Source organism: Streptomyces wedmorensis, from assembly GCF_000716445.1.
In the GTDB taxonomy this organism is placed as follows: Bacteria; Actinomycetota; Actinomycetes; order Streptomycetales; family Streptomycetaceae; genus Streptomyces; species Streptomyces wedmorensis.
Window position 1 is genome coordinate 34,981 of record NZ_JNWK01000067.1, and the last position, 6,088, is coordinate 41,068.

Below are 6,088 nucleotides of genomic sequence, written 5' to 3' on the forward strand. Positions count from 1 at the left end.
TTTGCGGGCCGGGGCGCTGGGGCCGGGCTCGGGCGCGGAAGCCTGGGCCCGGCAGGGGCGCCGTTCCGTTGTGCCCACCCGTTCCGCCCCAGCGGAACGATTGCCCACAACGAGGTGGGCGGGCGGGGGGTGGGGGTGGGCCCGCTCTGCGGGGCGGTTGCCCACAACGGGGTGGGGTGGGCGGGGTTCTAGTCCTCGTAGCCTTCGGCGGCTCGGCGTTCGCGGAGGGCCTTGATGGCCTGGCGGCGGGCGAGGCGGTGGGTGCGGCGGATCTGCGCTTCCTGGTTGCGGCGCTTGTCCTGTTCGGTCTCGGGGATGACCTGGGGGACGCGGCGGGGCTTGCCGTCGGCGTCGACGGCGGCGAAGACGAGGTAGGCGGAGCCGACCTGGGTGGCGGGCGTGGACTCGTTCCAGCGCTCGGCCATGACGCGGACGCCGACCTCCATGGAGGACCGGCCGGTCCAGTTGACCTGGGCCTTCACGTGGAGGAGGTCGCCGACGCGGACGGGTTCGAGGAAGGCCATCTCGTCCATGGAGGCGGTGACGGCGGGGCCGCCCGAGTGCCGGCCCGCGACGGCGCCGGCGGCGTCGTCGACCAGCTTCATGATCACGCCGCCGTGCACCGTGCCGAGGAGGTTGGTGTCGTGGCTGGTCATGATGTGGCTGAGAGTGGTGCGGGAGGCGGAGGTCGGCTTGCCCGGGATCTCGTCCGGGATATCGCCCTGATCTGTCATGCCCTCCACCATATGCCGGGTCTGGTCGCGGTCGTCGTTCGGTCCGGTTTGCATCAGCTTGGCAACAGCAGCGGTCCGATCTTCTACCCGGGCTGTCGCCCGGAAAGCCCTGCCCGGCACACTGGTCCGTATGAATGACTGGCCTGAAGACGGCGGGTACGGCCGCGGTAACGCGAACTCCCAGCCCGAGGGACCCCGCCGGATGAGCCATGTGCAGCGCCAGCAGGCGCCGCAGCAGCAGCCCCGCTACGGCCAGGGGCAGGGGCAGGGCCACGCCCAGGGGCAGGGCCAGGGCTACAACCCGAACTACACGCAGGCCCGTAACGAGGGCTACGACTCCGGCTACAGCACGGGCCAGGTCTACGGAGGGCCCCAGGGCGGGGCCCAGGGCGGCGGCCGCGGCACGCCTCCGCCGTACACGCCCCAGGGGCCCGGGCGGCCCGCGCCGGACTGGCGCAAGCGCGCCAAGGTGGGCTCGATCGTGCTGGTCGTCGGCGTCCTCGCCTGGGGCATCGGCACCTACGCGTGGGCCAGTTCACAGATGCGGAACGAGGTCGACCTCTCCAAGGTCATCGAGCGGCCCGAGGAGGGCGACTGCACGACGTACCTGATCGTCGGCTCCGACAGCCGCGAGGGCATGTCGGCCGAGGAGAAGAAGAAGCTGCACACCGGCTCCGCGGAGGGCAAGCGGACCGACTCGATGATGATCCTCGCGGCCTGCTCCAGCGGGAACACGATGGTCTCGCTGCCCCGTGACTCCTGGGTGACGATCCCGAACTTCGTCGGATCCGAGTCCGGCAAGGCGTACCCGGCGCGCGGCGGCTCCAAGCTGAACGCGGCGTACGCGATGGACGGCCCCGAGCTGCTGGTGCGGACCGTCGAGTTCAACACCGGGCTGCGCATCGACCACTACGCGGAGATCGGCTTCGCCGGCTTCGCCAACATCGTGGACGCGCTCGGCGGCGTCGAGCTGAACATCGACAAGGGCTTCAAGGACAAGAAGTCCGGTGCCGACTTCCAGGCCGGCAAGCAGACCCTCAACGGCGAGCAGGCGCTGGCGTTCGTCCGCACCCGGTACGCGTTCGCCGACTCCGACCTCCAGCGGACGAAGAACCAGCAGAAGTTCCTCTCCGCCCTGGCCAACCAGGCGGCGACGCCGGGCACGATCCTCAACCCGTTCGCGCTGTACCCGACGCTCGGCGCCGGTCTGGACACGCTGATCGTGGACGAGGACATGTCGCTGTACGACCTCGGGCAGATGTTCTTCGCGATGAAGGGCATCAACAGCGGCGACGGCAAGTCGATGAACATGCCGATCGCGGGCAGCGCGCCGCAGGGCTCCCTGAAGTGGGACATGCCGAAGGTGAAGCAGCTGGTCCAGCAGATCAAGAACGACGAGAAGGTCACGGTGACGTCGAACCGCTGACCGGCGCACGCGGAGGCGCCCCTCACGAGCGATCGTGAGGGGCGCCTCCGCTTGTCCGGTGCGTGGTGTCCGGTGGTCCGTCAGCCGACGACCCGGTACAGGGTCTGGCCGTTGGGGCCGGTCTCCACCTTGCGGAGCGCCGGGTCGCCCTCCGGGAGGCCGGGCTGGTCCTTCCACTGGAGGACCCACTTCACGTCGTACTCCTGGAGGAGTTCCAGCCTCTCCTCGCGGGACGTGCCCTCGGTGAAGTACCGCTTCGTGTCGGCGACGCGCTCGTCCTCGTCCGGCAGGAAGAAGTCCGGGTAGGGGACGGTCACCGTGTAGAAGCCGAAGGCGGGCAGCTTCTGGGCGGCCTTCCAGTCGGTCATGAAGACGTCGCCGTACTTGGCGTGCTCCGCGACCCAGTGGTACGTGCGCGGCGGCTGCCAGGTGCCCTCGGTGATCGTGGTGGACAGGGCGTCCTGACGGAGGATGAAGCCGAGGCCGGAGCGCTGCCCCCACAGGCCCATGGCCAGGGCCACGGCGAGGGCGGTGCCGAAGAGGACCTTGACGAGCTTGCGGCCCGCCTCGGCGGCGGCGATCGCGGCGGCGATCTGCGCGGGGATGACGACGGCCGGCAGCACGCGGCCGTACGACCACTTGTCGAGGAACCAGCCGGCCGTGACCATCGCGAGCGCGACGAGGAACCACAGGACCAGCGGGTCCCGCCGGTCGCGCGCGAAGCGCATGCCGAGGGCGACGACGCCCACGACCATGACCAGGCCGTAGACCGGGAAGAGGTTGTTGTAGAGGACCTTGTGGATGTCCTCGAGGCCACCGATGCCGAACAGCGAGAAGAACGAGTAGTACGGCCACAGGGCCAGCACCGCGAGGCCGGCGACGACCGCGCCGATCAGCTTGAACCAGGTCTCCTTGACGGGCCACGGGCGGGCACCGCCGAGGACGCCGATCGCGCCGAGCGTGATCACGACGCCGGAGAACTGGTGACTGAGCATCAGGACGGCCCACAGCACGCCGAGTCCCAGGTACGACTGCCAGCCGGTGGCCGAGCCGCGCCGCAGGGCGAGCCGGAGCAGGGCCAGGAAGTGCATGCCGAGGGCGAGCGTGAAGACGCTCGGGTAGGACATGATCAGGCCGAGCGAGCCGAAGCCGAGGAAGCCGCTCCAGGCGAAGCCCTTGGTGCCCCAGAGGAACAGCACGCAGAGGACCGCGAGCGGCGGTGCGACGCGCCGGTCGGTGAAGGTCCTCGTGAAGAACCAGACGCCCGTGAAGAGCAGGACGAGGCTCAGGACGGCCGCGAGGCGCAGGATGTGGAAGGTGTCGAGGTTGGTCGCCTTGGCGACCAGGCTCAGGAAGACCATCCACGGCGAGTAGTACGGGCTGTCCGTGGCGGAGTCCACCATCGGGTTGCCCGGGTGGACCAGGTCGTGGCGCAGCCGCTGGATGGTGGCGGCGTGCACGCCGAGGTCACCGGTCCAGGGCAGGCGTATCACCATGAAGACGAACGCGGTCACGACCAGGAGGAGCGCGCCGTGCACCGCCGCGAGCACCCGGCTCTCGGAGAAGAGCCGGGTGCGCCACGAGGACCCCTCGGAGGACGGGCGGGCGGGCCTGTCGGCCGTTGCCCGGGCCACGTCCCCCGGGGAGTCCCTGCGTATGGAGGAGACGCTCACTTACGGCCCCGGGAGCGCACACGCAGCTTCCACGGCATCGCGATGGACTCCAGCTGCACGGCCAGGTTCATCTTGGACTCGCCCACGGTGCGGTCCTCGAAGTGGATCGGCACCTCCATGACCTGGAAGCCCTGGCGGAGCGCGGCGTACTTCATCTCGACCTGGAAGCTGTAGCCGGCGCTGCCGACGGAGCCGAGGTCGATGGCGCGCAGCGCGTCGGCGCTCCACAGGTTGAAGCCGCCCGTGATGTCGCGCACACGGGTGCCGAGGATGGTGCTGGCGTAGGCGTTGGCCCAGCGGGAGAGGAGCTTGCGGTGGGCGCCCCAGGCGTCGGAGAGGGTGCCGCCGGGGACGTACCGGCTGCCGACGACCAGACCGGCGTCGGTGGAGAGGGCGACGCCGAGCATCTCGGCGATCTTGCCCTCGGGGTGGGAGCCGTCGGCGTCCATCTGGAGGACGTAGCGCGCGCCGTCCTCGACGGCCTTGCTCATGCCGGCGGCGTAGGCGCGGCCGAGGCCGTCCTTCGCGGTGCGGTGCATGACCGACATGCGCGGGGTGCCGTCCTCGGCGTGGAACTTCTGGGCGAGCTCCTCGGCTATCTGGCCGGTGCCGTCCGGGGAGGAGTCGTCGACGATGAGCAGCCGCAGGCCGGGTATGTCGAGATCCATGAGCAGTTCGGCCATGCGCGGCACGTTTCCGGCCTCGTTGTACGTGGGCATGACCACGGTCAGCGGGGTCATGCCCCACGACTCGGGGAGAGAGCCCGCGCGGCCGGTCGCGACGTCATCCGCACCGGGGTTCTGGTACACACCTGTCACTGGATTGCTGCCTCACTGACGACTGAAAGGTTGGAGATCCGGTGGAGCGGACCTGAGGGCCCCTCCGGGCCCGGGGGACGCCCCCGGATCCGACGGACCCGGGGACACGTGAAGACTCAGGGCCGGGTCAGCGGTCCGAGGAGAAGCGGAGCGCGGCGTCGGGCAGCTCTGCCTCGCACCACACACGCGCACCGGCGCGCACTTCGTTGTCCGCGCCGACCCGTGCCCCGTCACCGACGACCGAGCCGTCGACGACGGTGCGCTCACCGATGACCGAGCGCGCGCCGATGAGGCTGGCGCTCACCTGGGCACCGGCCCGGACGGTCGCGCCGTCGAGCACGATGGAGCCCTGGACGACGGCGCCGGCCTCGATCCGCGCACCGGCTCCTACCACGGTACCGTCCCCGAGCTTCGCGCCGGGATCCACCTGGGCCCCGGGGAGCACCAGGGACTCGCCGCGGGGGCCGGGCACGGCCGGGGAGGCGACGACGCCGCGCACCAGGTCGGCGGAGGCCTGGACGAAGGACTCGGGCTTGCCCAGGTCGAGCCAGTACGTGTCCTCGGTCTTGCCGTACAGCTTGGCGCCGGAGGCCAGCAGGCCGGGGAAGGTCTCGCGCTCGACGGAGACGGGGCGGCCCTCGGGGATGGTGTCGATCACAGAGCGGCGGAAGACGTAGCAGCCGGCGTTGATCTGGTCGGTGACGATCTCCTCGGGCGTCTGGGGCTTCTCCGTGAAGGCCAGCACGCGGCTCTCGGCGTCGGTGGGGACCAGGCCGAAGGCGCGGGGGTCGGAGACGCGCACCAGGTGGAGGGAGACGTCGGCCTCGGCGGCCTGGTGGGACTCGACGAGGCCGCGGATGTCCAGGCCGGTGAGGATGTCGCCGTTGAAGACGAGGACGGGCTCGTCGGGGCCGCTGGTGAGGCGGCGGGCGGCGTTGCGGATGGCGCCGCCGGTGCCGAGCGGCTCGTCCTCGATGACGTATTCCAGGTGGACGCCGAACGCGGAGCCGTCACCGAAGTACGGCTCGAAGACCTCGGCGAGGTAGCAGGTCGCCATGACGATGTGGGTCACACCCGCGTCGGCGGCCCTGGCTATCTGGTGGGCCAGGAAGGGGACTCCCGCCGCTGGAACCATCGGCTTGGGGGTGTTGACCGTGACGGGTCGCAGGCGCGTCCCCTGTCCGCCGACCAGCAGCACCGCTTCCGTCATTGTCTTCCCTAACACGATCGGGTGTACGAAGCGCTAAATCTAGCCCAATCGCGCGTCCGTGCGGACCGGAGGCGAGCACGGATGACCGCCTCCGGCGACACTTCTGTTCGCGTTCCCGCGCCCGGTGATTACGGGAGGTTGCGGGCCATCACGATGCGCTGAACCTGGTTGGTTCCCTCGTAGATCTGGGTGATCTTGGCGTCGCGCATCATGCGCTCCACGGGGTA

Annotated in this window: 6 protein-coding genes; 1 reads left to right on the forward strand and 5 read right to left on the reverse strand. The window is 70.3% G+C overall.

The window, feature by feature from the left end; genetic code table 11:
- Positions 1–188: 188 nt before the first annotated feature.
- Positions 189–734 (reverse strand): acyl-CoA thioesterase, encoded by a 546-nt coding sequence (locus tag OO54_RS35250; protein ID WP_033210853.1) that lies wholly within the window; start codon positions 732–734, stop codon positions 189–191.
- Positions 735–864: 130 nt separating this feature from the next.
- Here OO54_RS35250 and OO54_RS35255 point away from each other — a divergent pair, with 130 nt between their 5' ends.
- Positions 865–2,160 carry an LCP family protein gene (locus OO54_RS35255; RefSeq protein WP_033210836.1) on the forward strand — a complete coding sequence of 432 codons (1,296 nt, stop codon included), beginning with the start codon at positions 865–867 and terminating at the stop codon, positions 2,158–2,160.
- A gap of 80 nt (positions 2,161–2,240) precedes the next feature.
- On the opposite strand, the gene OO54_RS35260 is transcribed toward OO54_RS35255, so the two are convergent.
- The 4 genes from OO54_RS35260 to OO54_RS48430 form a co-directional block, all read right to left on the reverse strand.
- The gene (locus OO54_RS35260; RefSeq protein WP_033210839.1) at positions 2,241–3,794 is read right to left on the reverse strand and encodes a hypothetical protein; all 1,554 of its coding nucleotides are present in this window, start codon (positions 3,792–3,794) and stop codon (positions 2,241–2,243) included.
- Between the two features lie 35 nt (positions 3,795–3,829).
- Positions 3,830–4,642 (reverse strand): polyprenol monophosphomannose synthase, encoded by an 813-nt coding sequence (locus tag OO54_RS35265; protein WP_033210844.1) that lies wholly within the window; start codon positions 4,640–4,642, stop codon positions 3,830–3,832.
- Positions 4,643–4,778: 136 nt separating this feature from the next.
- A complete protein-coding gene (gene manB / locus OO54_RS35270; protein WP_033210845.1) occupies positions 4,779–5,861 on the reverse strand; it encodes a mannose-1-phosphate guanylyltransferase in 1,083 nt (360 codons plus the stop codon).
- A gap of 128 nt (positions 5,862–5,989) precedes the next feature.
- Positions 5,990–6,088 (reverse strand): acyl-CoA dehydrogenase family protein (locus tag OO54_RS48430; RefSeq protein ID WP_155525297.1); only part of this gene is annotated, 99 nt, incomplete at its 5' end.

Bases quoted from the DNA above. Each gene is read 5' to 3' on its own strand.
- manB (WP_033210845.1), bottom strand. From the start codon at position 5,861: ATGACGGAAGCGGTGCTGCTGGTCGGCGGACAGGGGACGCGCCTGCGA.
- OO54_RS35250 (WP_033210853.1), bottom strand. From the start codon at position 734: ATGACAGATCAGGGCGATATCCCGGACGAGATCCCGGGCAAGCCGACC.
- OO54_RS35255 (WP_033210836.1), top strand. From the start codon at position 865: ATGAATGACTGGCCTGAAGACGGCGGGTACGGCCGCGGTAACGCGAAC.